The organism is Nitratireductor mangrovi, from assembly GCF_007922615.2.
GTDB lineage: Bacteria > Pseudomonadota > Alphaproteobacteria > Rhizobiales > Rhizobiaceae > Mangrovimarina > Mangrovimarina mangrovi.
In genome coordinates this window covers 1,480,591-1,505,622 of record NZ_CP042301.2, presented here as the reverse complement: position 1 = coordinate 1,505,622, position 25,032 = coordinate 1,480,591, and the positions used below count along the sequence as shown (strand labels likewise).

Genomic DNA, 25,032 nt, shown 5'->3' with positions numbered 1-25,032 from the left:
GTGGCAATCGGCCCGATTGATCGTACCGGCGCCGGTGCCATATAGAGTTCAGAGCCGGCTTCCCAAGCCGTCGACGCTAGCAGGAGAGCCCGCCATGGCAAACGGTGATTCGGGATCCGTCATTGTCGCGGGAACCGGGCCCGCGGGCCTTATCGCGGCTCTGGCCCTGGCCCACGCAGGCTTTTCTGTTTCATTACTCGGACCGGTCCCACGCACGGACGACCGCCGTACGACGGCATTGATGATGCCGTCGCTGTCGTTCCTCGACGAACTCGGTGTGCGCGAGGCGCTTGTTGCCGGCGCTGCGCCGCTGAAGACGATGCGCATTGTCGACGCGACAAGGCGGTTGGTGCGAAGCCTGCCGGTGACCTTCCGTGCATCCGAAATCGGCGAGGAAGCGTTCGGACACAATATCCCGAACACGGTTCTGAACCGTGAACTCCAGGCCGCGGTGGAGCGCGCCGAAAACATCGCCTGGCAACGGGACATGGTCGCCGGCTGGCAGATCGATGCCGAGAATGTCACCGCCAACCTTGATGACGGAAGCGCGGTGGCGGCCCAACTCGCGGTCGCAGCCGACGGGCGCGGCTCGGCGGCCCGGGAGGCGGCGGGCATCCGCGCCGTGCGGCATTCCTACCGGCAGACAGCGCTGGTGCTCAACTTCGCGCATGAGCGTGACCATGGCTTTTGCTCCACGGAATTTCATACCGAGACCGGCCCCTTCACCCAGGTTCCGCTGCCCGGGCGCCGTTCCAGCCTGGTCTGGGTGGTGCGCCCGGAGGAGGCCGAACGGCTGGAGGCCCTGTCCGACGCGGAGATTTCGTTGCTGATCGAAGAAAAGATGCAGTCGATGCTCGGACGGGTAACGGCGGAGCCGGGTCGCCAGACCTATCCCCTGTCGGCCGCCCTGCCCTCGCGCTTTGCCAGGAACCGCGTCGCGCTGGTTGGAGAATCGGCCCACGTCTTCCCGCCAATCGGCGCCCAGGGCCTCAATCTCGGCATCCGCGACGTCCGCGACCTCGTCGCCACCGCCGAAAGGTTCCGCGGCGATCCCGGATCGGAACGCGCTCTTTCGGACTATTCGGCACGTCGGCGTCCGGACATCGTGGCGCGTGCCGGGGCTGTCAACGCGCTCAATGCGTCTTTGCTGTCAGGCTTCCTGCCGGCGCAGCTTGCCCGCTCCGCCGGCCTTGGCCTGCTGTCGGCGCTGGCGCCGCTGCGCGCCTTCTTCATGCGCGAAGGCATGGAGCCCGGCAGCGGGTTCAGGCAGGCGGCAACGTCAACCCGGGAACAGGTCCGGCGGCAGCGCGCCTGACTTGATCAGGTAGAGAAGCCCGGTGACGGTCGCCACCGACAGCACCGTCGTGATGAGAACGCTGGCGGAAGCGCGCTCGACCCATGTGTGATATTGCTGGGCGATCACGAAGACATTGGTCGCGGTCGGCAGCCCCGCCAAGAGCACCGCGGTCGAAACCCAGACCGGATCGAAGTCGCCTATGGCGCTCAGCACCACGTAGCAAAGCAGCGGGTGCAGCACGAGCTTGAGCACCGCGATCGCGCCCAGTTCGCGCGGGACGCGTTTCAAGGGCCTGAGAGCCAGCGTCACCCCCATGGCGAAGAGCGCGCAAGGCGCGGCGGCGCGGGCCAGCGTTTCCAGCAGGCGTTCCACCGGCTGCGGCGGGGCGACAGCCAGCGCGGCGGCTGCAACGCCGACGGCGGTGGCAATGATGAAGGGATGCAGCGCGATCCGCCTCACGACGTCGACGGCAAGTGCCCCCGCGCCGCGCCTGTCGTCGCCGGCCAGTGCCATCATCATCGGCGCGATGGCGAAATGCATGATGTTTTCGAAGCAGAAGATGAGGGCGACCGGGACTGCCGCCTCCTCGCCGAACGCGATCAGCGCGATACCCGGCCCCATGTAGCCGATATTGCCGTAGGCCGCGGCCAGTCCCTTGACCGTGCTTTGGGCGATCTCGCCGCGCGACCACAGCACCGACGCCACAAACATCAGCGAAAACATGACATAGGTCGAAAAGACCGCTCCGAAGATGAAGCTCCATTCCGTGAGCTTCTCAATCGGCGTTTTCGACAGCAGCTGAAAAAACAGGGCCGGAAGCGCGACATAGATGACGAAGATGTTCATCCAGCCGAGCGCCTCGAGAGGCTGGCGCACGATCCGGGCCACGAAGAAGCCGAGAAAGATCAGCCCGAAGAACGGAAGAACGAGTCCGAAGATTTCTGCCATGTGCTCGCCGCGCGGGTAACCCGAAGCGGCTACCGGCTCCCTCGCGCAGGGTCAAGGCCGGGGCTATTGAACTGCCCGCCGACGTGCGCCAAATAGAAGTCAGAATGGCAAGCGTTATGACAGATATCAAAAAAGCCAAGTTTCAGATCGGCCAGGTGGTCAGCCACCGCATTTTCCCGTTCCGCGGTGTCATCTTCGACGTCGACCCCGAGTTCGACAATTCCGAGGAATGGTACCAGGCGATCCCCGAGGACATCCGTCCCTCCAAGGACCAGCCTTTCTACCACCTGCTCGCCGAAAACGAGGAAACCGAATACATCGCCTATGTTTCGGAACAGAATCTGGTGCCCGACGATTCCGGCGAACCGGTCAGACACCCGCAGATCGCCGAGTTCTTCAACAAGACGGCCGACGGCCGCTACGAGCCCAAGAACTCCGGCGTTCACTGATTTCGCAGCCGCATAGGGCCAACAAAAAAGCGGGGCGCATTGGCCCCGCTTTCGATTCCAGCCACTTTTGTGGAAGTCAGTTGCCGGCTTTCGCCTTTTCCTGCTCTTCCTTGAGCTTCTTGGCGAAATCCTCGTTGTTCTTCGAGACGAACTCCTGCAGCTTCTTCTGGCGGTCTTCGATGTCGGACTGCTGAAGCGGCGCGCCGTCAAAGGCGTCGGTGAAGCCCTGCAGCGAAACCTTGATCGGGTTCGGCTGGTTCTGGAAGTTGACTGAGGTGAGCGTCAGCTCGCCGCCCTTCTTGAAGGAGTCGATGAGCGGATCGGTGAGCGGCACCTCGGCTACGCAGCGGTCCGGCAGGCAGACGGCGTAGTCGACCTTCTGCGCCTTGCCGCCATCGACCTGGACGCCGACCCCCGGCTTCATCAGCCGCCCGGTCGGCACCGTTATCTGGAAGACCTTGCGGTTCACCTTGCCCTTGATCTCGATCAGGCTCACCCCGGTGATGAGCTGGCCTGAATCAGCCAGGATGATGTTCTGGACATTGCAGATGTCGACATCCTCCTGCTTGGAGCAGGCCTTGAACCATCCACGCGGAATCTGCGGCTGCTGGGCCTGCTGCGCGGATGCCGGAATGACATTGGCCGCCAGGAACGCCGTTGCGGCGCCTGCCAGTACCGTCAGTCGGGTCGCGCTTTTGCGATTGATCTTCATTCTGGATTGATCCTTTCGAGCGTTCCGTTGCCAGCTCTTTTGACCCGCTACCTGTTTGCCAAATGAGGCAACAGGATGACTGCAGCCGCCGGCGCCGGGTCGTTGCCGGCCGCAAAATCGGTTTCCGGGCCGTGTTACACTGCCCGACCGCCCGAATCCAGCCATTTCGAGCCGATCCCGCGCCTGCCGCTTTGCCGACACCGGCGCCTTTCATGATAGGTTCGAGGCGATTCGAGACACCCCGGGCACAGCGAGGCACCATGAACCGATTTGCCCTGACGACGGTCGCGTTTGCCGCCGCCTTCCTGAGCGGCATGGCGACGGGGGAGGCCGAACCGAGCCATGCCCTCGCCATGCATGGCGAACCGGCGCTGCCAGCCGATTTCGAGCATCTTCCCTACGCCAATCCGGATGCGCCGAAGGGCGGTTCGGTCGACTATGCAGTGCAGGGCTCGTTCGACAGCCTCAATCCTTTCATCATTCAGGGGTCGGCGGCGCGCGGAACGCTCGACCTCGACTTCGGCTACAACGTCTTCGAAAGCCTGATGCAGCGCTCCTATGACGAGCCCTTCACGCTCTATCCACTGATCGCCAAGACCGTCGAGACCGACGAGGAGCGTTCTTTCGTCGAGTTCACCCTCGACGAGCGGGCACGGTTTTCGGACGGCGAGCCGATCACGGCGGACGATGTGATCTTCACCTTCAAGCTTCTGCGCGACAAGGGTTTTCCCCGCTACAGGCGCACCGTGGACAAGATCGCCAGGATGGAAAAGGTCGGCGACAACGGCGTCCGCTTCACCTTTGGCGAAGGCGATCGCGAATTGCCGCTGATCCTCGGTCTGATGCCGGTGCTGCCCGAACACGCGACCGATGCCGAAACCTTCGAGAAATCGACGCTGAAGCCGATGATCGGCAGCGGTCCCTACACCGTGGACGCGGTTCGCCCCGGTGAACTTCTGGTTCTGAAACGCAACCCCGACTACTGGGCAAAGGATATTCCCTCAAAGCGCGGCTTCGACAATTACGACGAGGTGCGCATCAACTATTTCCGCGACGAGAACGCGCTCTTCGAAGCCTTCAAGAAGGGACTGGTCGACGTCCACGTCGAAAACAACAGCGGCCGCTGGACCGGCGAATATGATTTCCCGGCGGTGACGAGCGGCGACATCGTCAAGGATACGTTCGAAAGCGGCCTGCCATCCGGCATGTACGGCTTCGTGATGAACACCCGCCGCCCGGTGTTCCAGAATCGCGATGTGCGCGCCGCGCTCGCAATGCTGTTTGATTTCGAGTGGGCGAACCGCAACCTGTTCGACGGCGCCTATACCAGGACAAAGAGTTATTTCGACGGCTCGGAGCTGTCGTCCCAGGAACAGCCGGCCAGCGATGCCGAAAAGGCCCTGCTAGCGCCCTTCCCCGACTCGGTCGAACCGGAGATCATGCAAGGCACGTGGGCACCGCCGGTTTCGGACGGCTCGGGGCGCGATCGCGAGTTCCTGCGCAACGGTTTCGAGGCGCTGAAGAAGGCGGGCTACGCCATGCAGGGCGGCAAGTTGGTCGGGCCTGACGGGCGGCCGCTGGCGTTCGAGATCATGCTGCGCGCCAAGGGCGGGGAGGAACTGGCGCTTGCGTGGCAGCGCACCCTCGCCCGGCTGGGCATCGAGGCAAGCCTGCGCTCGGTCGATGCCGCGCAATATCAGCAGCGCCTCCTGAGCTTCGACTATGACGTGATCCTGCATTCCTACCCGTCATCGCTGTCACCGGGCGTCGAGCAGATCGGCCGCTGGGGCAGCGCCTCGCGTGAGGCGCAGGGCTCGTGGAACTTCGCCGGCGCGGCCGACCCGGCGCTCGACGCCATGATCGACGCGCTGCTCAATGCGCGCCAGCGCGACGAGTTCATCGACGCGGTACGCGCCTATGACCGGGTCCTGCTGAGCGGTGCCTATGTCGTGCCGCTCTATCACCGCGACGAAAAGTGGGTGGCGCGCTGGAAGCGCATCCGGCACCCTGACCAGGCGCCGCTTTACGGCTACCAGTTGCAAAGCTGGTGGCACGCCCCAGATTAGGCCAAAACGGCCGGAGGCAACCATGAGCGACAGCAGCAAGGTCCAAATCGACGTCGTGTCGGATGTCGTCTGTCCCTGGTGCTATATCGGCAGGCAGCGGCTGAAACAGGCCATCGCAGACCTGGACGGTGTCGAGGTCGAGGTGCGCTGGCGGCCCTACCAGCTCGATCCGACCATCCCTGCCGAAGGCCATGACCGCAAGGCATATATGCTGGCCAAGTTCGGCAGCGAGGAGCGGCTGAAAGAGGTTCACAAGACCGTCCTGGGTGCCGGCCAGGAAGCAGGCATAGAATTCGATTTCGGCGCGATTGCCGTTTCGCCCAACACGCTCGATGCACACAGGGTGATCCGCTGGTCCCAGACCGCCGGCCCCGGCGTCCAGGATCGTCTGGTCGGCGCGCTGTTCAAGGCCTATTTCGAGGACGGCAAGAATGTCGGCGATCGCAGCGTGCTGATCGACGCCGCGCGCGATGCCGGTATGGACGTCGCCGTGGTGGAAAGCCTGCTGCCCACCGACGCTGACCGCGACGCGGTGCGCACCGAGATCGAGACGGCGTCGCGCATGGGTATTCGCGGCGTGCCGTGCTTCCTGCTCGAAAACCGCTATGCGGTGATGGGCGCGCAGGAGCCGGAAGCGCTCGCCGACGCCATCAGGCAGGTCGCCGAGGCCAAGGCGCGCGGCGAACTGGAGCCGGCGGCTGGCTAGGCCGCGGCCTTCTCCACCAGCCTCGTCAACTGCGTCATCACCACCGCGGCGCCGGCCAGCCTCTTTTCGGCGCTCGGCCAGTCGCGGATGAAAACCACGCTCTGGTCCGGCCTGATCTTGGCGAGCGAACCTTGCTCGGCGATCATTCCGACGAGCCCTGCCGGGTTCGGGAACACCTTGTCGCGAAACTGGATGACGACGCCCTTCGGACCGGCGTCGAGCTTCTCGACATTGGCGCGGCGGCACAGCGCCTTGATGTAGACGATCTTCAAGAGGTGCTGGACCTCGACCGGCAGCGGGCCGAAACGATCGATCAGTTCGGCGCCGAAGGCGTCGATCTCTCCGGTGGTTTCGAGTTCGGCCAGTCGCCGATAGAGCCCGAGCCTGAGTTGGAGATCGGCGACATAATCCTCCGGGATCATCACGGCGGTTCCAACCGTGATTTGCGGCGACCAGCCCGTATCGACGGTCTCACCCGAGCCGCGCAACTCGGCGACCGCTTCCTCCAGCATCTGCTGGTAGAGCTCGAAGCCGACTTCCCTGATGTGGCCCGACTGTTCCTCGCCAAGCAGATTTCCGGCGCCGCGAATGTCGAGGTCGTGGCTGGCAAGCTGGAAACCCGCGCCGAGCGTGTCGAGCGACTGCAGCACCTTGAGCCGACGGTCGGCATTGGCGGTCAGCGTGCGGTTGGCGGGCAGCGTGAACAGCGCGTAGGCGCGCACCTTGGAGCGCCCGACCCGGCCGCGAAGCTGGTAGAGCTGGGCGAGCCCGAACATGTCGGCACGATGCACGATCAGCGTATTGGCGGTCGGAATGTCGAGCCCGGATTCGACGATCGTGGTCGACAGCAGCACGTCGAACTTGCCGTCATAGAAGGCGTTCATGATGTCGTCGAGTTCGCCCGGCGGCAATTGTCCGTGAGCCGTTGCGACCTTCAGTTCGGGCACCGATTCCTTCAGGAATCCGGATATTTCGGCCAGATCGCTGATGCGCGGCACGACATAGAAGCTCTGGCCGCCGCGATAGCGCTCGCGCAGCAGGGTCTCGCGGATGACGAGCGCGTCGAAGGGCGAGATGAAGGTTCTTACTGCCATGCGGTCGACGGGCGCAGTGGCGATCAGCGACAGTTCGCGCACTCCCGTCAGCGCCAGTTGCAGCGTGCGCGGGATCGGCGTCGCCGACAGGGTCAGGACGTGCACGTCGGATTTCAGCTCCTTCAGCCGTTCCTTGTGCTTGACGCCGAAATGCTGCTCCTCGTCGATGATCAGCAGCCCCAGATTCTTGAACCGCACCGAGGCGCCAAGCAACGCGTGGGTGCCGACCACGATGTCGACCGTGCCGTCGCAGAGGCCCTTCTTGGTCTCGGCGAGCTCCTTGGCGCCGACCAGCCGCGACGCCTGGCGCACCCGCACCGGCAGGCCGGAAAAACGTTCGGCGAAGGTCCGGTAATGCTGGCGGGCCAGCAGCGTGGTCGGAACCACCACGGCGACCTGAAACCCTTCCATGGCGGCGAGGAAGGCGGCGCGCAGCGCCACCTCGGTCTTGCCGAAGCCGACATCGCCACAGATCAGCCGGTCCATCGGGCGCCCCGCGCCAAGGTCATCGATGACGGCGTCGATCGCGCCCTGCTGGTCCTCCGTCTCCTCGTAGGGGAAACGGGCTGCAAATTCACCGTAAAGGCCGTGGGGTGGCCGGATCGCCGGTGCGCCGCGCATCTCGCGCTCGGCGGCGATGCGGATGAGTTGGCCGGCCATTTCCAAAAGCTTCTTCTTGAGCCGCGCCTTGCGCGCCTGCCAGTTGCCGCCGCCCAGCCGGTCGAGCGCCGTGTCGGCCGCGTCGGAACCATAGCGCGACAGCAGCTCGATGTTTTCGACCGGCAGGAACAGCCGGTCATCGCCGGCATAATGCAGCTCCAGGCAGTCATGCGGAGCGCCTGCCGCCTCGACCGTGCGCAGGCCGATGAAACGGCCGATACCATGGTCGGCGTGAACGACGATGTCGCCGGAGGCGAGCGAGGACAGCTCGGTGATGAAGTCGGCGCTGCGCTTGCGGCGCGAACGGCGCACCAGCCTGTCGCCGAGGATATCCTGTTCTGACACGACCGCGAGCCGCTCGGTCTCGAACCCGGTCTCGACCGGCAGGACCGCGAGCCCCGCTTCCTGCGGAGGCAGCTTGTCCAGCTCGGCAAGGTCGGCCGCGCGCTCCATCCCGCCGAGGCCGTGTTCGTCGAGGATCTGCGACAGACGGTCGAGCGATCCCTCGGTCCAGCCGGCGATCATGACGCGTTTGCCCGATGCGCGAAGTGCGGTCAGGTGGCGAACGGCGTGATCGAACACATTGGCGGAGGGATCGGCGCGTTCGGCGGCGAAGGTGCGGCCAGCCTTGGAACGGGCATGAACGACGCGCCGCCCCGCCGAGTCCGGTGTTTCGAATGCTGTGAGATCGCAGCGCAGCCTCTGTGAGGCGGCCGCCGAGACTTCGTCTTGATCGAGATAGAGAAGCTCGGGCGGCAATGGCTTGTAGGGCGTGGCGTCCGCCAGCCCCTTGCCTTCTGCCTGGTTGCGGCGGGCCTCGTAATGGTCGCGGATGAGGTCATGCCGCTCGCCGAGGGAGTCGTTGGCAAGCGTATCGAAGACGACGGGCACGTCCGGCAGGTAGTCGAAGACGGTTTGCATGCCCTCGTGAAAGAACGGCAGCCAGTGCTCCATGCCGGCGAAGCGCCGACCTTCGCTGATTGCGGCATAGAGCGCGTCGTCGCGCGAGGGCGCGCCAAAAGCCTCGATATAGGCGCGACGAAAGCGGCTGACTGCTTCCGGCGTCAGCGCGACCTCGCTGGCAGGCTTGAGCACGAGTTCGTTGCGCTGGCTGGTGGTGCGCTGGGTGGCGGGATCGAAGGCGCGGATCGATTCCAGCGTATCGCCGAAGAAGTCGAGCCGCAGCGGCTCGGGCGATCCGGGCGCGAAAAGGTCGAGGATGCCGCCGCGCACGGCGTATTCGGACACGTCGCGAACCGTGCCGGTGCGCTCGAAGCCGCTGGTCTCCAGCCGCTCGACAAGCACCTTCATGTCGATCTGGTTGCCCGGCCTGACCGTCAGAAACTGGCTCTCCAATGCGGCCGCCGGCGGAATGCGCTGCAGGATCGCGTTCACTGTCGAGAGCACGATCGCCCGGTGCGGCGCCTTTTTCAGCGCAATCATGGCGCCCAGCGCGTCGAGCCGCCGCGCGGCGGCGTCCGCGCCCGGCGATACGCGGTCGTAGGGAAGACAGTCCCATGCGGGCAGTTCGAGCACCGGCAGACCGGGCGCCACGAAGGCCAGGGCTTCGCGGATCGCTGGGATGCGCTGGCCGTCACGAGCGACGAAAAGCATCGGACAGTCCGTGGCCGCCTCAGCGGAGATGGCGGCAAGTGCGAAGGCCTCGAAGCCGTCGGCAACGCCGGCGACGGTGACCGGGCCGGGTGCGGCTGACGCCAGGCCGAATTTTGGAAGCAGTGTCATGAAAGGGCTATGTCAGATCGGCAAGACCCGGCAGAAGGCCTGGATCCGGCGAAAAAGTTCGGTGTCGTGGTGGTCGGGGACCGGCGCCTCGCCGGTCATCCATTTGAAGAGTTCGGCATCCGGCACTTCCAGGAGATCCTCGAACACATCGATGTCCGCCGCCGACAGCGTGTCGACGCTGGCGTCGGCGAAGGTGCCGAGAAGCAGATCCATCTCGCGCATGCCGCGATGCCGGGCGCGGTAGTGCGCCTTGCGCCGCCGCACCTCCAGGGTGCCGCTGCTTCTTGTGGTGCCTGTCATCCGACGATCATCCTTCGCGAGGCGATATATAGTGGATCGACGCCGGTGTCAGCCTTGCGCGCCATCGCCTGCCTCATATTGTTGACACGTCATGCGGCCCTCACGTCTCGATCCCCTGTTCGCTCCGGCCACCGCGCTCGACGGCGTCGGCGCCAAGATCGCTGACCTGTTGGCCAGGATCGTGCCCGCCGATCTTGCCGGTCGCGACGTCAGGGTCGGCGACCTTCTTTTCGTGCTGCCGCATTCGCTGATCGACCGCCGCAACCGTCCGGGCATCGCCGCAGCCCCGGAGGGCGCGATCGTGACACTCGACCTGAGGGTCGACCGGCACCAGCCGTCGCCGCGCGGCAGGAGCAACGTGCCCTACAGGGTCTTTGCCCACGACGAGACCGGTGAGATCGCGCTGACCTTCTTTCACGCCAAGCAGAACTGGCTCGAAAGGGCATTGCCGGTTGGCGAAAACGTGGTCGTGAGCGGGCGCATGGAGTGGTTCAACGGGCGGCCCTCGATGGTGCATCCCGACCACATCGTGAATGCGACCGAGGCTGCCTCGTTGCCGCTGGTCGAGGCGGTCTACCCATTGACCGCCGGGCTCTCGCCGCGGGTGCTGCGCCGCTCGCTCGAGCAGGCCCTGGCCAATGTGCCCGACCTGCCCGAATGGCTCGACGAGGCTTTGATGCGCCGCCATAGTTTTCCCGCCTTTGGCAGCGCGCTGGCGCGGTTGCACCACCCTGCGGGACCGGAGGATGTCGACCTCGACAATCCCGCGCGCCGGCGTCTGGCTTATGACGAACTTCTCGCCAACCAGCTCTCGCTCGCGCTTGTGCGCGCCCGTATCCGGCGCCTGTCGGGCCGGCCGCTGTCCGGCGACGGCCAGCTGGTCGAGGCCATTCGCGCCGCCCTGCCCTATACGCTGACCGGTTCACAGCAGCAGGCCTTTGCCGAGATCGCCGACGACCTTGCCCGGCCGGAGCGCATGTTGCGGCTGCTGCAGGGCGACGTCGGTTCCGGCAAGACCGTGGTCGGCCTGCTCGCCATGGCGCGCGCGTCCGAGGCCGGCGGCCAGTCGGTACTGATGGCGCCGACCGAGATCCTCGCTCGCCAGCATTTTGCCACCATCGCGCCGCTGGCAAGAAAGGCGGGGATAGAGACGGCAATCCTGACCGGCCGCGAAAAGGGCCGCGAGCGGCGCGAAATCCTGGCGGGCATCGAGGACGGCGCCACCGGCATTGTGGTCGGCACCCACGCGCTCTTCCAGGACGAGGTCCGCTACAAGGAACTGGTGCTGGCAATCATCGACGAGCAGCATCGCTTTGGCGTGCACCAGCGCCTCGCCCTGACCTCGAAGGGTGTTGCGCCGGACATGCTGGTGATGACGGCGACCCCGATCCCGCGCACGCTGGTGCTGACGGCCTTCGGCGACATGGACGTGTCGCGGCTGACGGATAAGCCGGCCGGCCGCCGTCCTGTCGTCACCGTCACTCTGCCCACCGAGCGGCTCGCCGACCTCCTCGACCGCATCGCCAGCGCGCTCGCCGAGGGACAGAAGGTCTATTGGATCTGCCCGCTGGTCGAGGAGTCCGAAGAGGCCGGGCTGATGTCGGCCGAAGAGCGCCATTCGCTGCTGGCGCCGCGTTTCGGCGACACGGTCGGGCTGGTGCATGGGCGCATGAAGGGCGCCGACAAGAACGAAGCGATGCGCGCCTTCAAGTCCGGCGAGACAAGGCTGCTCGTCGCCACCACGGTCATCGAGGTCGGTGTCGACGTGCCGGACGCCACGATCATGGTGATCGAACATGCCGAACGTTTCGGCCTCGCGCAGCTGCACCAACTGCGTGGCCGCGTCGGCCGTGGCGACAAGCCGTCGACCTGCGTGCTGCTCTACAAGGGACCGCTCGGCGAGACGGCGACCAAACGCCTTTCCGTCATGCGCGACACCGAGGATGGCTTCGTCATCGCCGAGGAAGACCTGAAGCTGCGCGGCGAAGGTGAACTGCTCGGCACGCGCCAGTCCGGAACACCGGGTTTCCAGGTGGCCCGCATCGAAGCGCATGCCGACTTGCTGGAAACCGCTCGCAGCGACGCGCGATTGGTGCTGGAGCAGGATCCCGAACTGACCTCGCCGCGCGGCGAGGCGCTTCGCCTGCTGCTTTATATCTTTGGCAGGGATGCAGCGATCCGCCTGTTGCGGTCGGGCTGACCACTACTCGGCTGCTGGCCGTTTCTGGTCGCCCCGAAGCGCATCCTCGGCGAGCTGCTGGGTCAGTTTCTGGTATTCGGGCGTCACGAGGCCCGCGGAGATGACAAGCTTGGCTGCCTCCTCCACCGTCATCGACAGTTCGATCACCTCGGATTTCGGCACGTACATGAGGAAGCCGGTGGTCGGGTTCGGCGTCGAGGGCAGAAAGACTGCGATTGTGCGCCCCGCATGCGGCTCGATCAGGTGGTTGACCTCGGATTCGCGCTCTGAGGACACGAAAACGATCGCCCATGCGCCGCGACGCGGATATTCGATCAACGCGACCTTCTTGAAGACATCGGATTTGTGCGACAGCACGGTTTCGAAGATCTGCTTCAGGCCGCGATAGATCGAGCGCACCAGCGGCATGCGCCCGAGCATATCCTCGCCATAGGAGACGATCGAGCGCCCGATGAAGTTGGCGGTCAGGAAACCGACCAGCGTGATCAGCACCAGCGCCACGATAAGCCCGAAACCGGGCACTGCGAATGGCAGGTAGTTGTCCGGGTTGTAGCGGGCCGGGATGTAGGGTTTGACCCAGGAATCCACCCAGCCGATGAGCGACCAGGACAGGTAGGCCGTGATGGCCAGCGGCGCACATACGACGAAGCCGGTCAGGAAGTAGTTGCGCAGGCGGGTCATGCCGCGGTGCTTGGGCTGCTCAGACATCGGCTCCCGGAGCGTGCAGGGTCAAACGTTGCACGATAGATAGTGCATGACGACCGAATTATGAATGGCGAGACGTTTCACGCAAAGTCCTACGCCGCTTCCGCGGCGTCGGCAAGGTCGCCGGACGGCGCTTTGCCGAAAGCTATTCGACGGTCACCGACTTCGCCAGGTTGCGCGGCTGGTCGACGTCGGTTCCCATGAACACCGCCGTATAATAGGCCAGCATCTGGATCGGCAGCGCATAGACGATTGGCGCCACGAACTGCGGAACGTCGGGCATGACGATCGTTTCAAGCGTGTCGATGCCGGCGCGTTCGGCGCCCTTGCGGTCGGTGATCAGGATGATCTTGCCGCCGCGGGCCGCCACCTCCTGCATGTTGGAGACGGTCTTGTCGAAGATGTGGTCATGTGGTGCGATCACGATCACCGGCATGTTTTCGTCGATCAACGCGATCGGACCGTGCTTGAGTTCGCCCGCCGCGTAACCCTCGGCGTGAATGTAGGATATTTCCTTGAGCTTCAGCGCGCCTTCCATGGCGAGCGGATAGTTGGTGTCGCGGCCGAGATAAAGCACGTGCTTGTAGTGCGTCAGTTCGCGGGCGACCTTTTCTACCTGTTGTTCGAGCTTCAGCACCTGGCTGGTATAGCGCGGCGCCTCGGTCAGCGCGCGCACATGCGCCTTCTCCTCCTCCGCCGAAATGGTTCCGCGTTCTTTGGCCGCGCGCAAAGCGAGAGAGGCAAGCACGGAAAGCTGGCAGGTGAAGGCCTTGGTCGAGGCGACGCCGATTTCCGGCCCGGCCAGCGTCGGGAAGATGCCGTCCGACTCGCGTGCGATGGTCGATTCCTGCACATTGACGATGGCGCCGATCGCAACGCCTTGCTGCCGGCAATAGCGCAGCGAGGCAAGCGTGTCGGCGGTCTCGCCCGACTGCGAGACAAACAGCGCCGCGCTCCTTTTCGACAGCGGCATCTCGCGGTAGCGGAACTCGGATGCGATATCGATGTCGACGGGCAGCCGGGCCAGCCGTTCGAACCAGTATTTGGAGACGAGGCCGGCCAGATAGGCGGTTCCGCAGGCCGAGATCGCAATCCGGTCGAGATTGGCAAAGTCGAAGGGGATCGCGTCCGACTTCGTCGTCCGTTCGGCGAAATCGATGTAGTGCGACAGCGTGTGGGAGATCACTTCGGGCTGTTCGTGGATCTCCTTTTCCATGAAGTGGCGGTGGTTGCCCTTGTCGACCAGGAACTTGGTGCCGATCGATTGCTGCTGTGCGCGTTCGACGCGGTGGCCGTTCATGTCGAAGATTTCGAGCCCGCCGCGCCGCACCACAGCCCAGTCGCCATCCTCCAGATAGGTGACCGCGTTGGTGAAGGGCGCCAGCGCGATCGCGTCTGAACCCAGGAACATCTCGCCGTCGCCATGGCCTATCGCCAGCGGCGGGCCGTTGCGGGCACCGACGATCAGGTCTTCATCGCCGCGGAAGATGATGGCGAGCGCGAAGGCGCCCTCGAGCCGCTTCAGCGCGGCGAAGGCCGCGTCGACGGCCGCGCTGCCGCGCGCCAGCTCGCGCGAGATCAGGTGCGCCACCACTTCGGTGTCGGTCTGCGAGGCGAAGGTGTAGCCGTCGGCGAGAAGCTCGGCGCGAAGCTCGGCGAAGTTCTCGATGATGCCGTTGTGGACGATGGCGACATCGTCGTTGGAAAAATGCGGGTGGGCGTTGGTCTCGTTGGGAACGCCGTGGGTGGCCCAGCGGGTATGGCCGATGCCGATGGTGCCGGTCAGCGGCTGGTCGGCGATCCTGCGCTCGAGGTTGACCAGCTTGCCTTCCGCCCTGCGGCGGTCGAGACGGCCACCATGGATTGTGGCGACGCCGGCCGAGTCATAGCCGCGATATTCCAGCCGTTTCAGCGCGTCGACGATCAGCGGCGCGACGGGCGTGTTGCCGACAATTGCTACGATTCCGCACATGGCGATTGTTCCCCGCTTCGATTCGACCGGCCCCTCAATCCGCGAGGATTTAGGTGGTTACAAGGCGCGACGGAAGTAAAAAGAGTTTTCAGTTAATGACAGCCGGCAGATGGCGACGCTATTCGCCCGAGGCGGGCGCGCTGCGCTTTGCCGCGAGCCGGCGTTCCTTTTCCTGGCGGTAGCGCTCCCTCAACATTGGCGCGCGACCTTCCTTCACCTCCTGCTTGGCCCGCCCGAAAGCCAGCGCATCGGCCGGCACGTCGGCGACAATGACGCTGCCCGAGGCGATATAGGCGTTGTCGCCGATCGATACCGGGGCGACGAGGGAGGAGTTCGAGCCGACGAAGGTTCCACGGCCGATCTCGGTGCGGTCCTTGGTGTAGCCATTATAGTTGCAGGTGATGGTGCCGGCGCCGATATTGGCCTCGGCCCCGATCGTGGCGTCGCCGATATAGGTCAGATGGTTGACCTTGGCACCCGGCCCGATGTCGGCCGCCTTGACCTCGCAGAAATTGCCGACCTTGGAGCCTTCGGCCAGCTCGGCGCCCGGCCGCAGCCGCGCAAAAGGCCCAACCTCCGCGCCGCTCGCCACTGTCGCGCCCTCGATATGGGAGAAGCCGCGGATTCTCGCGCCGCCGGCAACGCGAACGCCGGGCCCGAAGATCACCTGCGGCTCGATCGTAGTGTCGGGGCCGATTTCGGTATCATGGGAGAGGAATACGGTCTCGGGTGCCGCCATGGCGACGCCCTCGAGCATGAGCTTGCGCCGCCGGCGAGCCTGCCAGATCGCCTCCGCCTCGGCGAGTTCCGCACGGTTGTTGATGCCAAGCACGTTCTCGAATGCTACCTCCGTGGCAACGACCCGCAGGCCCTGCCGGTGCGCGATGCCGACGATGTCGGTCAGATAGAATTCGCCCTTGGCGTTATCGTTGCCGACGGCATCGAGCAGCGCCAGCGCCTGCCGGCCGTCGATCGCCATCAGGCCGCCATTGCAGAAGGTGATGCGGCGCTCCTTGTCGGAGCAGTCGCGTTCCTCGCGAATGTCGGTCAGGTGCCCGTTCTTTTCGATCAGGCGGCCATAGCCGGTCGGGTTGTCGGTCCGGAAACCCATGACAACAACAGCCGCACCGTCGGCCAGACCGTCGCGCGCGCGCGCCAGCGCGTCGGCTTCGATCAGCGGCGTGTCGCCGAACATGACCAGAATCTCGTCGAAACCGCGCGCGATCGCCTCGCGAGCCGCAAGCACGGCATGCGCGGTGCCCAGCCTCTCGGCCTGCACGAACGTCTCGACGTCGCCGCTCGCGCGCTTGACCTCGTCCGCGACCTTGTCGGCGCCATGGCCAACGACGACCGCCAGCTGGCCGCTGCCGGCCGAGCGCGCCGCCTTCAGCACATGCGCGACCATGGGCAGGCCGGCAATCGGATGCAGCACCTTGGGCAGTGCGCTTCTCATGCGCGTGCCTTCGCCGGCGGCGAGAATGATGGACAGGCAGGTGCGTTCGCTCATCAATGGGTTCCGTCGGGCTTTCGGGAAATCTCGTCGGTTCTGGTGGGATCACCTAGCACTGCCGGCGACGCAATCCAATCCGCACCGGTGTGCGGGCACTTATCCAAGCATGCCGAGTGCCGGAAAGGTTTCGAGCAACCAGTATGAGGCGGCCTGGATACCGCCGGTCAGGAACAGGATGCCGGCAATGACCAGTAAGCCACCCATTATCTTCTCCACGCGTCCGAGATGCACCCGGAAGCGCGCCAGGAACCGCATGAAGGCGCCCGAAAAAAAGGCCGCGATCAGGAAGGGAATGCCAAGGCCGAGCGAATAGGCAAGGAGCAGCGCCGCCCCCTCGCCGACCGTCTCGCGGCCACCCGCCAGGGTCAGGATCGGGCCGAGCACCGGCCCGATGCAAGGCGTCCAGCCGAAGGCGAAGGCAAGCCCCATCAGATAGGCGGGAAGCAGCCCGGTCTGTCCGCCACCGGTCTGGAAGCGGGCCTCGCGTGACAGCAACGGGATGCGCAACACGCCGAGAAAGTTGAGCCCCATGATGACGATCAGTACCCCGGCGACGATGGCAAGCTCCTGCTGCCAGGCGCGCAGTACCCCGCCGATGGTCGACGCACCGGCGCCGAGCGCGACGAAGACGGTCGAAAAGCCGAGCACAAAAAAGACCGCGGCCGAAAGCAGCGCGGCCCGCGTGCGGGTCGCCACGGGCGTGGTGCTGTGGTCGCGCCGGAAGTCGTCGACCGAGACGCCGGCCATATAGCACAGATAGGGTGGCACCAGCGGCAGTACGCAGGGTGACAGGAACGACAACGCCCCTGCCCCGACCGCGCTCGCATATCCGACGTCGATCGCCATTCGTTTCCTGCTGCCATGCACCGGCCTGCGGCCGATGGCTCGTGCGGCCTATAACCCCGCCGCGCCACAACTGCCAATCACCCTTAGGTGCGCGAATTGTCCCGGTCGTGACCGCCCATCGAGAGACGCGGGCACAGCGGCGCGGTGTCATCGCTTTTCAGGTTGACCGTTCGGGCCGGCCTCCCTATTTTCCGCCGCACTTCGGGGCCTGCCCCGCGGGAGCGCGTAGCTCAGTTGGTAGAGCAACTGACTTTTAATCAGTAGGTCCAGGGTTCGAGCCCCTGCGCGCTCACCAAGCCACGCGATCGAAAATGCTTTGTTTCGGTAGGCGCGACATTTGCGGCAGTAGGCACGTGACGAAACGGTAGCCATCCGACGTGTAACATAATCGGCATGGATAGATGCGTTTCTTCGGCTCGGCGCCGGAAATACTAGGAGCGAGCGCATTGCAACGCGCTTAGCCAAGCCTTATCCAAGGCGGCTCCGTTCATAGGCAACTACCACTCAATACTTCGCTCAGCAACGATGGCAACTGATCTTTCACTCGACGAGGCCAGGGCCACCAGCCATCGACGCGCCGACTTCCAGGGCTTGCGCGCCGTAGCCGTGCTTGCGGTCGTAGCCTATCACTTCGGGGTTCCGGGCATTTCCGGCGGCTTTGTTGGTGTCGATATTTTTTTCGTAATCTCGGGCTTTTTCATCACGCGACTGCTGCTGCGTGACATCGAGCAAGACGGGCGGGTTCGCTTCCTTCGTTTCTGGAGCCATCGGGCTAAGCGCCTGCTTCCCAATGGGCTTTTGGTCGTCATCTCGGTGCTGGCAGTATCGGCGTTTCTGTTGCCATCCTATCGCCTGCCAACCATCGCGGGTGATGCGTTCTCGGCGGCGGCGTTCTTTGCGAATTTCCATTTTGCGCAGCAGACGGTTGACTACTTTCACCTCGACGCTCCGCCAAGCCCCTTGCTTCACTATTGGTCACTGGCCGTTGAGGAACAGTTTTATCTTGTCCTTCCGGTTTTGGTGGCGCTGTCAGCCGTGCTGTCGGGTAGAAATGCGCGCGCTACTGTTCTAACGCTCCTGCTTCTCGTTGCACTGGCATCCTTTATTGGCGCCACCATCGTGATGGAACGCAGTCAACCCGAGGCATTCTTTCTTCCCCAGTACCGGGCATGGCAGCTCGCGATCGGTGGACTTGTCGGGGGCCTCTTCGATCAGCGCACTCTCTTGCCATCGTTTGTTCGGCGCATCTGTTCATTGCTCGGTTCATTGAGCGTCTTGGCAAGTATTTTCCTGCTTAACGATGCACTGCCTTATCCCGGTTGGCTGGCGCTCGCGCCAAGCTTAGGAACCGCAGCTCTCATTCTTGGCCTTGATGCCGGTGGATACGCTTCGGCTCCAAGGCGCGTTCTCGCCATGCCGGCCATGGTGTCGATCGGAGACATGTCTTACAGCATCTACCTCTGGCATTGGCCGGTTTGGGTCACGCTCGCCAGCCTGTGGCCGACAGCCTCTGGTGCCATGGCTTTGGTCGCAGGTCTGGTGGCGACAGCCTTGCTAGCGTCAATCGCCTATTTCTTCGTTGAGCGGCCTGCCCATCGGATGTCCGCGACCACGCTGGGCCATCCGCAAATGTGCGCCGCGGCTGCGGCGGGCGTACTTATAGTTGTTACCGCTTCATACGGTGCAAAACTGCTTCCGGGCCGTTCCGATCCCGCAATCAGGGCGATGATTGCTAAGGCTTCAGCCGATCATGGGCCGAACTACCACAATGGCTGTCACGTTCACTACGAAGATATCGCACAGCCGGACTGCCGGTTTGGCGATCTTGGCGGACCGCGCGTTGTCCTCTTCGGCGACAGCCACGCCGCCCAGTGGTTCGCCGCCATAGTGAAGGCGGGAACGGAGGCGGGCTGGGAAGTGAACGCTTGGACAAAAACCGGTTGCCCGACTCCGGAGGTGACCATCTGGTATCCCGCGAAGCGTTCTGTATACGAGCAATGCAATGTCTGGCGGCGACAGCGCTTGGAGCAACTTGTCAACGATCCACCCGCCTTGGTGATCCTCACGAACTCAACGCGCTACTATGGTTGGATCTACGATCAGGCCGGGCGCCACCCGGCTACCCGTTCGCGTGCCGAATTGCTGTGGCAAGAAGGGTTTCGGCAGACAACAAGGGTGTTGACTGACGCAGGCATAAGCGTGATCGAATTGAGGGACACGCCAAAAATGTACCCGAGGTTCAAGGATTGCCTCAGTCAGGACGCGTGGTCCGCCTGCCACCGTCCCCGGGAGGAAGCGCTGGCCGGGATGACTAGCCCGACTATGAAAAGCCCCCTTTTCGCGCAGATTGATCTGACGGATGCGCTATGCGGACCGCATCTTTGCTGGGTCGCGATTGGAGAGAAGATACTCTATCGCGATACCGACCATTTGACGGCCACGTCCGCCGCGTCATTGTCCGACAAATTCCTGGAACTACTGGCTACCGACGCGGCCGGTAACGAGCGCTAGCCAACGTCGCGATGGCGCCACCGCCATACCACGTCGCCTGAACGAGCCCATCGCGTCGCCAGCGGCGACTGTTCGCTCACCGGAATTTTTCCCGATCTCGCCTGAAACGTGCCTCACCGGCCATAACAAAGCGCGCAGGTTGCGCGATCGGTGTCGTTCGGGCGCAAAACATGTTTCCGCCGCCGGCAAACATACGTGATCGCGGAATACCGGGTCGGTCATCCTTCGGTGACACATTGTAGCGTGGATCGCGATTCCCGGAAGCGTATCTCCCACGCGATCTGGCAACGTCCGGGTCTCGCGGTCTACTCCCCTGCCCGTGGACGAGGCATGGGCAGGGGGCCACCCTAGACTAAGGCGATTTTCCCGCACGAGAAGTGAGAGATGATGCGGGTGTCCGCGGCCGAGCGGGCGGACGATAGCGTCCGCCGAAGCTGCCTCAGCGCGCCGGCAATTCGCCTTGCGGGAGCGGTCGCTCCCGGCCGGCTCAGCCCACGAAGGCGCGTTCGACGACGAAGTCGGCCGGCGCCGCATTCGAGCCTTCGGCGAGGCCCGCCTTCTCCACCAGTTCCTTGACGTCGCGGATCATGTCCAGCGAGCCGCAGATCATGACCCGGTCATGGGCCGCGTCGAGCGGTTCGACGCCGAGGTCGGAGAAAAGCTGGCCGCTCTCGATCAGTGTCGTGATGCGGTTCTTGACCGGCGAATCTTCGCGCGTCGTGGTCGGATAATAACGAACGCGCTCAGCCACCAGTTCGCCGATCAGCGGGTCGGCGCGCAGCGCCTCGATCAGCTCGTTGCCATAATGCAATTCGGCAACGTCGCGGCAGGTATTGGTTAGCACGATCTCGTCGAACTTGTCATAGGTGTCGGGATCGCGGATCAGGCTGGCGAAGGGTGCTATCCCGGTGCCGGTCGCGATCATGTAGAGCCGCTTGGCCGGGCTCAGCGCGTCGTTGACAAGCGTTCCGGTCGACTTCTGCCGCAACAGCACCGTGTCTCCGGGCGCGATCTTCTGCAGTTCTGAGGTCAAGGGGCCGTTCGGCACCTTGATCGAATAGAACTCGAGCTCTTCGTCCCAGGCCGGGCTGGCGATCGAATAGGCGCGGAACACCGGCTTTTCGGCATTCGGCAGGCCGATCATCACGAACTCGCCGGAGCGGAAGCGAAAACTTTGCGGCCGGGTGATGCGGAACGAGAAAAGCCGGTCGGTGTAATGCTTCACCGAAACGACCCTTTCGGCATGGACACCGGCAGGAATCGGGAAGTCCTGCTTGCGGCCGATCTCGTTCGTGTTGGCGGCGACGTTCGTCATCCGTTTTTCACCTTTGCGGGAGATTGCCATGGCGGCCCCGGCCGGGCCGATCTACGGATTTCAGTGGCGGGGCACGGCGACGAAACAGAATCCCGACGGACGTCCCTTGCTCGCGAAATTTATTAGTATACAAATGAATATCGGGTCAAGGTGCGACCCTAGAGAGCCATTCCAAATTGCTGCCGATCGGTAGTCGAGCGTTTCGGAAATCCGGCATGAACGAGAAAAACGCCGCCACGCTGAAAGGAACGGTCGCGGGCATCGATGTCGGTGGGACATTCACCGACCTGATCCTCGTCGACGGAGGCAGCGACGGCAAGGTGCTTCTGGCGAAGACGCCGACGACGAGCGACAATCAGGCCAGTGGCGTGCTCAACGCGTTGACACAAACCGGTTTCCCGATTGCCGGGATCGACCTCATCGTACATGGCACCACGACCACCACCAACGCCGTGCTGGAACGGCGCCTCGCGCGCACCGGCATGATCACCACACGCGGCTTCCGCGACGTGATCGAACTCGGCCGCCGCACCCGGCCACAGCCTTACGGCATGACCGGGCGCTTCGTGCCGGTGATCGCACGCGATCTGCGTGTCGAGGTGACGCAGCGCATGGAAGCCTCGGGCGCGGTGCGCGAGAACCTGGACGAGGACGAGGTGCGCGCGGCGGTGGCCGATCTCCTGTCGCGCGGCTGCGAGTCTCTGGTGATTCATTTCCTGCATGCCTACGCCAATCCGGCCCACGAGCTGCGCGCGGCCGAAATCGCGGCCGAGACATGGCCCAACGATCACATCACCACCGGCCACTCGCTGCTGTCGGAGGCGCGGGAGTTCGAACGGGGCGTGACGGCTGCGGTCAATGCCTCCGTGCAACCGATCCTGGAACGCTACGTCTTGCGTTTGCGCGACGAACTACGCCGCCGCGGCTACGAGCGCGAGTTCCTGGTCATGAACGGTAATGGCGGCATGATCTCCGCCGGCAAGGTGACGCGCGAGGCGGCCAAGACGGTGATGTCGGGGCCGGCCTCCGGCGTCATGGCTGCGGCCTATACGGCGCGCCGGGCCGGCTTCGCCAACGTTGTTACCTACGACATGGGCGGCACCTCCACCGACGTCGCCCTGATCCGCGACGGCCAGCCGGCGGTCTCCAACGAGATCGAGATCGAATACGCCATGCCGATCCACGTGCCGATGGTCGACGTCCACACCGTCGGCGCCGGCGGCGGTTCGATCGCGCGCGTCAACGATGCCGGCCTCCTGGAGATCGGCCCGCAGAGCGCCGGCGCCGTGCCCGGTCCGATATGCTACGGCCGGGGCGGCGAGGAACCGACGGTGTCGGACGCGAACCTGCTCCTCGGCCGGTTGAACGCCAAAAAGCTGCTCTCGGTCGAAGGAGCCGCCGACATCGACCGGGTGCGGGCGATCTTTGCCGCAAAACTCGGCGAAAAGCTCGGGCTTGACGCGACCGGGGCCGCCGGCGCCGTACTGCGCATCGGCAACGTCAAGATGGCCGGCGCGATCCGCATGGTTTCGGTCGCCAAGGGCCACGACCCGCGCGACTTTTCGCTGTTCGCCTTCGGCGGCGCCGGCCCGTTGCACGCGGCGGCACTCGCCCGCGAACTCGGCATTCCACGCGTCATCGTGCCGGCACGGCCCGGCATCACCAATGCGCTCGGCTGCATCGTCGCCGATCTGAGGCACGATTTCGTCAGGACTCTCAACCGGCCGGTTGCCAGTGTCGACATGGAAGAGGTCCACGCGGTCCTTAAGCAGCAGGCCGATGAGGGCATGGCTCAGATCGACGCCGAGGTCGTGCGGCCCGAGCGGGTCGATATCATCCATTCCGCCGATATGCAGTTCATCGGCCAGACCCATCTCCTGAACGTCGCCCTGCCCTCGGCTGAGGTCGACCGCGCGACCTTGCAGGGGCTTTTTGAAGCGGCCTACTTCGCCCGCTTCAAGGTCAGGTTGCCGGAGATCCGCGCCAATCTCGTGAACCTCAACACCTCTGTGATCGGCGTGCGTGCCGATCTCGACTTGTCGAGATTGATTGACCCGGCCGGGCGCGCCGACAGGCTTGACGACGCGAAGACCGAAACCCGCCCGGTCTGGTTTGCCGGCACATGGCACGACACTCCGGTCTACGCGCGCGAGCGCCTGCCCCTGGACGTCGAAATCGCGGGACCGGCCATCGTCGAACAGATGGACGCGACCACCGTTCTGGAGCCCGGCGACAGGGCGTGCGCCGACCGTGACGGAAATCTGATTATCGAAGTGGTCAGGCACTGAGCCATGCGCGAACTCGATCCGATCACCCTCACCGTCATTCAAGCCGCCCTGCAGCAGGTCTGCGACGAGATGGACCTGACATTCTCGCGCGCCGCCTTCTCCCCGGTGATCGCCGAAGCCAACGACCGCTCGGACGGCATCTATTCGGCGGAGGACGGCTCGCTCATCGCCCAGGGTTTGGGCGGCCTGCCGGTCTTCGTTGGCGTCATGGAACATTCCACTCGCACCTTGATCGAGATGATCCGCGATGGTCGCTGCCTGCCGCCCGAGCAAGGCGATATCTACATCGTCAACGATCCCTATCTCGGCGGCACCCACCTGATGGATGTGCGTTTTGCCAGGCCGGTCTGGCGTCACGGCAAGATTTTTTGCTGGCTGTCGAATACTGGCCATTGGCCCGACATCGGCGGCGCCGTGCCGGGCGGCTTTTCCGCTTCTGCCACGGCGGTCGAGCAGGAAGGCTTGCGGCTGCCGCCGGTCAAGCTCTTCAAGCGCGGCGAACTTGACCCCGAAATTCACGCCATCATCGCCTCCAACATCCGCGTCGCCGACCAGCGCATCGGCGACATCAAGGCGCAGGCGGCCGCGCTGATGGTCGGCGAGGACCGGCTGGTCGCCCTGCTCGACCGCTATGGCGACGAAACCATCGTCGAGGCGATTGCCGAGCTGCGCCGTCGTGCGGCCGAACAGATGCGGGTGCGTATCGCCGAAATTCCAGACGGTACCTACCGCTCCGAGGCCTATGTCGATTCCGACGGTGTCGTCGACGCGCCGCTCACCATCGCGCTTGCGGTGGAAAAGACCGGCGACCGGCTGGTGTTCGACTTCACCGGCTCGAGCCCGCCCTGCGCGGGGCCGATGAACAGCGTGCTCGCCACCACGATCTCCTCGGTCTATCTCGCCATGCGCCACATCTTCCCGGACGTGCCCTTGAGCGCCGGCGCTTTCGAGCCGCTGGAGATCAGGAGGCCGGAAGGCACTTTCCTCGACGCACATTACCCGCGCCCGGTCTCGGGCTGCGCGGCGGAGGTGTCGCAACGCATCGCGGAGTCAGTGTTCGCCGCCCTGGTACAGGCGCTGCCGGAAAAGGTGACGGCTGCGCCTGCCGGCTCATCCGGCAATTTCGCGCTCGGCGGCCACGACCCGGCGCGCGGACGCGGCTTCGTCATGTACCAGATCTCGGGCGGCGGCTATGGCGGCAACGCCGATCATGATGGACTTTCGAATGGCTGCTCGACAATCGGCATCTCCAAGTCGCCGCCGATCGAGGTGATGGAGCAGGCCTTTCCGATCCTTTATCGCCACTACGCACTGCGTGAGGGCTCCGGCGGCGCGGGCAAGCATCGCGGCGGTTTCGGGCTCGCCTACGAGGTCGAGCTGCTGCGCGGCGAGGCGCGCGCCTCCTTCGTCATGGACCATGGCCGTTTCGGCCCCCAGGGCGTGCTCGGCGGCGCCGATGGTGGCGTCAACACCGTCACCGTGTGGCGCGACGGCGCCGCCTATGTACCGAAACACCTGTCCAAGGAGCAGGACATCCCGCTGAAGCCCGGCGACCGCGTCAGCGTCGGCACGCCGGGTGGCGGCGGCTACGGCGACCCGCGCCAGCGTGACCCGGCGCTGGTCCGGCGCGATGTGGAACTGGGGTATTATTCGCAAGAGGACGCACGCGAAAAGTTTGGCACAGCGGATTGACCCGCCTCAAACGACCGG

At 64.5% G+C, this 25,032-nt stretch carries 17 protein-coding genes and 1 tRNA gene; 9 read left to right on the top strand and 9 right to left on the bottom strand.

What is annotated here, in order from left to right; all coding sequences use genetic code 11:
- The first annotated feature begins 94 nt into the window (after nt 1-94).
- Entirely contained in the window at nt 95-1,315 is a 1,221-nt protein-coding gene (locus FQ775_RS07335) for a UbiH/UbiF family hydroxylase (RefSeq protein WP_146301034.1), read from the top strand.
- Here FQ775_RS07335 and FQ775_RS07330 read toward each other — a convergent pair.
- The gene (locus tag FQ775_RS07330) at nt 1,280-2,245 is read right to left on the bottom strand and encodes an AEC family transporter (protein ID WP_146301035.1); all 966 of its coding nucleotides are present in this window, start codon (nt 2,243-2,245) and stop codon (nt 1,280-1,282) included. The two genes, FQ775_RS07335 and FQ775_RS07330, sit on opposite strands and share 36 nt — an antisense overlap.
- 116 nt (nt 2,246-2,361) lie before the next feature.
- On the opposite strand from FQ775_RS07330, the gene hspQ reads away from it, so the two are divergent.
- Nucleotides 2,362-2,694 (top strand): heat shock protein HspQ, encoded by a 333-nt coding sequence (gene hspQ / locus FQ775_RS07325; RefSeq protein ID WP_206064837.1) that lies wholly within the window; start codon nt 2,362-2,364, stop codon nt 2,692-2,694.
- Nucleotides 2,695-2,770: 76 nt separating this feature from the next.
- Here hspQ and FQ775_RS07320 read toward each other — a convergent pair whose 3' ends face one another.
- The gene (locus FQ775_RS07320) at nt 2,771-3,406 is read right to left on the bottom strand and encodes an invasion associated locus B family protein (protein WP_146301036.1); all 636 of its coding nucleotides are present in this window, start codon (nt 3,404-3,406) and stop codon (nt 2,771-2,773) included.
- A 260-nt stretch (nt 3,407-3,666) separates the two neighbouring features.
- On the opposite strand from FQ775_RS07320, the gene FQ775_RS07315 reads away from it, so the two are divergent.
- A complete protein-coding gene (locus tag FQ775_RS07315) occupies nt 3,667-5,472 on the top strand; it encodes an extracellular solute-binding protein (protein WP_246730290.1) in 1,806 nt (601 codons plus the stop codon).
- Nucleotides 5,473-5,494: 22 nt separating this feature from the next.
- Nucleotides 5,495-6,178 (top strand): DsbA family oxidoreductase, encoded by a 684-nt coding sequence (locus FQ775_RS07310; protein ID WP_146301037.1) that lies wholly within the window; start codon nt 5,495-5,497, stop codon nt 6,176-6,178.
- Here FQ775_RS07310 and mfd read toward each other — a convergent pair.
- Both mfd and FQ775_RS07300 read right to left on the bottom strand, forming a co-directional pair.
- A complete protein-coding gene (mfd, locus tag FQ775_RS07305; RefSeq protein ID WP_146301038.1) occupies nt 6,175-9,675 on the bottom strand; it encodes a transcription-repair coupling factor in 3,501 nt (1,166 codons plus the stop codon). The genes FQ775_RS07310 and mfd overlap by 4 nt on opposite strands.
- A 12-nt stretch (nt 9,676-9,687) precedes the next feature.
- Nucleotides 9,688-9,975: a succinate dehydrogenase assembly factor 2 gene (locus tag FQ775_RS07300; RefSeq protein WP_146301039.1), complete on the bottom strand. Its 288-nt coding sequence runs from the start codon at nt 9,973-9,975 to the stop codon at nt 9,688-9,690.
- 91 nt (nt 9,976-10,066) lie between these two features.
- On the opposite strand from FQ775_RS07300, the gene recG reads away from it, so the two are divergent.
- Complete coding sequence (gene recG / locus FQ775_RS07295; RefSeq protein WP_146301040.1) at nt 10,067-12,175, top strand: ATP-dependent DNA helicase RecG; 2,109 nt, start codon at nt 10,067-10,069, stop codon at nt 12,173-12,175.
- A 3-nt stretch (nt 12,176-12,178) separates the two neighbouring features.
- Here the strand turns inward: recG and FQ775_RS07290 are convergent, their stop codons facing one another.
- From FQ775_RS07290 to FQ775_RS07275, 4 genes are all read right to left on the bottom strand, one after another.
- A complete protein-coding gene (locus tag FQ775_RS07290; RefSeq protein WP_146301041.1) occupies nt 12,179-12,883 on the bottom strand; it encodes a DUF502 domain-containing protein in 705 nt (234 codons plus the stop codon).
- A 142-nt stretch (nt 12,884-13,025) separates the two neighbouring features.
- Nucleotides 13,026-14,852: a glutamine--fructose-6-phosphate transaminase (isomerizing) gene (gene glmS / locus FQ775_RS07285; protein WP_146301042.1), complete on the bottom strand. Its 1,827-nt coding sequence runs from the start codon at nt 14,850-14,852 to the stop codon at nt 13,026-13,028.
- A gap of 118 nt (nt 14,853-14,970) precedes the next feature.
- Entirely contained in the window at nt 14,971-16,359 is a 1,389-nt protein-coding gene (gene glmU, locus FQ775_RS07280; RefSeq protein ID WP_146301043.1) for a bifunctional UDP-N-acetylglucosamine diphosphorylase/glucosamine-1-phosphate N-acetyltransferase GlmU, read from the bottom strand.
- Between the two features lie 99 nt (nt 16,360-16,458).
- A complete protein-coding gene (locus FQ775_RS07275) occupies nt 16,459-17,208 on the bottom strand; it encodes a cytochrome c biogenesis CcdA family protein (RefSeq protein WP_146301044.1) in 750 nt (249 codons plus the stop codon).
- A 219-nt stretch (nt 17,209-17,427) separates the two neighbouring features.
- Between FQ775_RS07275 and FQ775_RS07270 the strand changes: the two genes are divergently transcribed.
- Nucleotides 17,428-17,503 (top strand) — tRNA-Lys (locus tag FQ775_RS07270).
- Between the two features lie 230 nt (nt 17,504-17,733).
- Nucleotides 17,734-19,719 carry an acyltransferase family protein gene (locus FQ775_RS07265; RefSeq protein ID WP_146301045.1) on the top strand — a complete coding sequence of 662 codons (1,986 nt, stop codon included), beginning with the start codon at nt 17,734-17,736 and terminating at the stop codon, nt 19,717-19,719.
- Nucleotides 19,720-20,206: 487 nt separating this feature from the next.
- On the opposite strand, the gene FQ775_RS07260 is transcribed toward FQ775_RS07265, so the two are convergent.
- On the bottom strand, nt 20,207-21,034 hold the full coding sequence (locus FQ775_RS07260) for a ferredoxin--NADP reductase (protein ID WP_146301046.1): 828 nt from the start codon (nt 21,032-21,034) through the stop codon (nt 20,207-20,209).
- A gap of 215 nt (nt 21,035-21,249) precedes the next feature.
- Between FQ775_RS07260 and FQ775_RS07255 the strand changes: the two genes are divergently transcribed.
- Together FQ775_RS07255 and FQ775_RS07250 are read left to right on the top strand one after the other, a co-directional pair.
- On the top strand, nt 21,250-23,322 hold the full coding sequence (locus tag FQ775_RS07255; protein WP_146301047.1) for a hydantoinase/oxoprolinase family protein: 2,073 nt from the start codon (nt 21,250-21,252) through the stop codon (nt 23,320-23,322).
- A 3-nt stretch (nt 23,323-23,325) separates the two neighbouring features.
- The gene (locus FQ775_RS07250; RefSeq protein ID WP_146301048.1) at nt 23,326-25,014 is read left to right on the top strand and encodes a hydantoinase B/oxoprolinase family protein; all 1,689 of its coding nucleotides are present in this window, start codon (nt 23,326-23,328) and stop codon (nt 25,012-25,014) included.
- Nucleotides 25,015-25,032 lie beyond the last annotated feature (18 nt).

Excerpts from the sequence above, each read along its gene's own strand:
- FQ775_RS07335 (WP_146301034.1), top strand. The coding sequence starts at position 95 with ATGGCAAACGGTGATTCGGGATCCGTCATTGTCGCGGGAACCGGGCCC.
- FQ775_RS07330 (WP_146301035.1), bottom strand. The coding sequence starts at position 2,245 with ATGGCAGAAATCTTCGGACTCGTTCTTCCGTTCTTCGGGCTGATCTTT.
- hspQ (WP_206064837.1), top strand. The coding sequence starts at position 2,362 with ATGACAGATATCAAAAAAGCCAAGTTTCAGATCGGCCAGGTGGTCAGC.
- FQ775_RS07320 (WP_146301036.1), bottom strand. The coding sequence starts at position 3,406 with ATGAAGATCAATCGCAAAAGCGCGACCCGACTGACGGTACTGGCAGGC.
- FQ775_RS07315 (WP_246730290.1), top strand. The coding sequence starts at position 3,667 with ATGAACCGATTTGCCCTGACGACGGTCGCGTTTGCCGCCGCCTTCCTG.
- FQ775_RS07310 (WP_146301037.1), top strand. The coding sequence starts at position 5,495 with ATGAGCGACAGCAGCAAGGTCCAAATCGACGTCGTGTCGGATGTCGTC.
- mfd (WP_146301038.1), bottom strand. The coding sequence starts at position 9,675 with ATGACACTGCTTCCAAAATTCGGCCTGGCGTCAGCCGCACCCGGCCCG.
- FQ775_RS07300 (WP_146301039.1), bottom strand. The coding sequence starts at position 9,975 with ATGACAGGCACCACAAGAAGCAGCGGCACCCTGGAGGTGCGGCGGCGC.
- recG (WP_146301040.1), top strand. The coding sequence starts at position 10,067 with ATGCGGCCCTCACGTCTCGATCCCCTGTTCGCTCCGGCCACCGCGCTC.
- FQ775_RS07290 (WP_146301041.1), bottom strand. The coding sequence starts at position 12,883 with ATGTCTGAGCAGCCCAAGCACCGCGGCATGACCCGCCTGCGCAACTAC.
- glmS (WP_146301042.1), bottom strand. The coding sequence starts at position 14,852 with ATGTGCGGAATCGTAGCAATTGTCGGCAACACGCCCGTCGCGCCGCTG.
- glmU (WP_146301043.1), bottom strand. The coding sequence starts at position 16,359 with ATGAGCGAACGCACCTGCCTGTCCATCATTCTCGCCGCCGGCGAAGGC.
- FQ775_RS07275 (WP_146301044.1), bottom strand. The coding sequence starts at position 17,208 with ATGGCGATCGACGTCGGATATGCGAGCGCGGTCGGGGCAGGGGCGTTG.
- FQ775_RS07265 (WP_146301045.1), top strand. The coding sequence starts at position 17,734 with ATGGCAACTGATCTTTCACTCGACGAGGCCAGGGCCACCAGCCATCGA.
- FQ775_RS07260 (WP_146301046.1), bottom strand. The coding sequence starts at position 21,034 with ATGACGAACGTCGCCGCCAACACGAACGAGATCGGCCGCAAGCAGGAC.
- FQ775_RS07255 (WP_146301047.1), top strand. The coding sequence starts at position 21,250 with ATGAACGAGAAAAACGCCGCCACGCTGAAAGGAACGGTCGCGGGCATC.
- FQ775_RS07250 (WP_146301048.1), top strand. The coding sequence starts at position 23,326 with ATGCGCGAACTCGATCCGATCACCCTCACCGTCATTCAAGCCGCCCTG.